Source organism: Methylobacterium sp. Leaf88, assembly GCF_001422795.1.
Taxonomy (GTDB): domain Bacteria; phylum Pseudomonadota; class Alphaproteobacteria; order Rhizobiales; family Beijerinckiaceae; genus Methylobacterium.
This window is the reverse complement of sequence record NZ_LMMK01000032.1, coordinates 1-1,619: the sequence shown is the minus strand read 5'-3', so window position 1 is coordinate 1,619 and position 1,619 is coordinate 1. Positions and strand designations below refer to the sequence as shown.

The 1,619-nt window shown below is 66.5% G+C and carries 2 protein-coding genes; both read right to left on the bottom strand.

Annotated elements, in window-relative coordinates; all coding sequences use genetic code 11:
* Positions 1-23: 23 nt before the first annotated feature.
* Complete coding sequence (locus tag ASF20_RS16130; protein ID WP_056275759.1) at positions 24-281, bottom strand: hypothetical protein; 258 nt, start codon at positions 279-281, stop codon at positions 24-26.
* Between the two features lie 228 nt (positions 282-509).
* The gene (locus ASF20_RS16125) at positions 510-1,535 is read right to left on the bottom strand and encodes an IS110 family transposase (RefSeq protein ID WP_056275756.1); all 1,026 of its coding nucleotides are present in this window, start codon (positions 1,533-1,535) and stop codon (positions 510-512) included.
* Positions 1,536-1,619: the final 84 nt, after the last annotated feature.

Genomic DNA, 1,619 nt, shown 5'->3' with positions numbered 1-1,619 from the left:
CCTTCTCTATTGGGTGTTTCAGGTCAAGAGGGATTATCGCCAACCTGCTCTCGTCCGTGTTGGCGGATCAATTCGTTCAGGGCGTCTTCGTCGGATTCAAGGTCTTCCGTGCCTTTGAAGCGCGAGAACTCGACGTGACCATCCTCGAAGACATCGATCTCCAGGCGCTCGCCGACTACAGTGACGGTGATCATCACAGTGTCGTCGCGGTGCCGGTCCACCCGGAACCATAGCCCCTGCTCTTCGAGGAGCCGCAAGATTCGGTAGAGCGGATGGGTCAAGGAGACCTCCTGTCCTTCAGGGCGATCTTAGCTCGACTGTCCCACCAGGTCTCTGGCTTCTCTCCGAAGTCGGCACGCCGGCCGCTTCATGGTTGGGTCCGACAGGAGGTGGATCAAGTTTTTTCGGGAAGTCGCCCGAAGGCCCTTCAACCCGCCCGCGATCTCACCGACCTTCGGTCCCTGGAGGGACACCGCTCCGCCTCGCGGCGGATTTCTACGACAGGTCGATTACGCCATCGCCGCCTCGATGCGGAACGGCGTTCCATCGACCCACATCCGGTGGAGGATCACCGCCAGCCGCCGTGCCACCGCGACCATGGCCTTGGCCGTCCCGCGACGCTTGGCGAGCTTCAGGCCCCATGCCTTCAGCGGCGAAGGCTTCGAGCCCGGCCGCAGCAGCACCAGGGCTGCCTCGAACAGCGCGGCGCGTAGGGTCTCGTCGCCGTTCTTGGTGATGGGCCCGCGCCGGTCCAACTCGCCCGACTGGTGGGTTCGCGGCGCCAGTCCGAAGTGCGCGCCGACCGCGCGGGACTGGCGGAAGCGGGCCGGCTCGTCGACCGCCGCGCGATAGGTCAACGCGACGAACGGGCCGACACCGGGCGCACTCATCAGCAGGCGGCAGGGCTCGTCCGCGCGAGCCAGCGCCAGCATCCGCTTATGCAGGAGCACGTATTGCTCGCGCACCACGCGGCGCACGGTCAGCATCGGCTCGATCACGGCGATCAACCCGGCTCGGCCGTCCGTCAGTTCGCGGATGCGTTCCTCGTAGCGGGCGCGGGTCACGGTCCCGACCCTCAGGCCGAAGTTGCGCAGCAGCCCCCGGATGCTGTTCTCGATGTCCATGAGCTTGGCCTGCAAGGTCCGGCGCCCGCCGAGCAGGGCACGGATCTCCTGGCTGGCCAGGGTCTTCACGTGAACCGGCTTGTAGAGGCCGACCCGCATCATCTGGGCGATGCCGCGCGCGTCGTTGCGGTCGGTCTTGTTCACCTGGGCGCTCAGCACCGCCTTGGCGTGACGCGTCTCGATGCACACCACCGGCAGGCCCGCCTTCGCCAAGCCGGCATAGAGCCACTGGCAGAGCGGACCGGCCTCGATCCCGACCCGCCCGTAGGCCAGACCGCGACCGCCCAGAAACGCCACGATGGCTTCCGGCTCGCTCTCCACCTTGCCCTCGCGCACGACCTGACCGGACGCGCTCAGGATGCAGATGCTCGTGCTGCGCACCGAGACATCGAGGCCGACATAGTGGTCCATCGCTCATCTCCCTGATCCGCCTGGGCTAGATCGGAGAACCGTAAGTCCCACTCCGGTCACCGTCACACCCGCTGCGTCGGACAC

What these genes read in the sequence shown, in the direction of transcription:
- ASF20_RS16125 (WP_056275756.1), bottom strand. Translation starts at nt 1,535, where the DNA reads ATGGACCACTATGTCGGCCTCGATGTCTCGGTGCGCAGCACGAGCATC.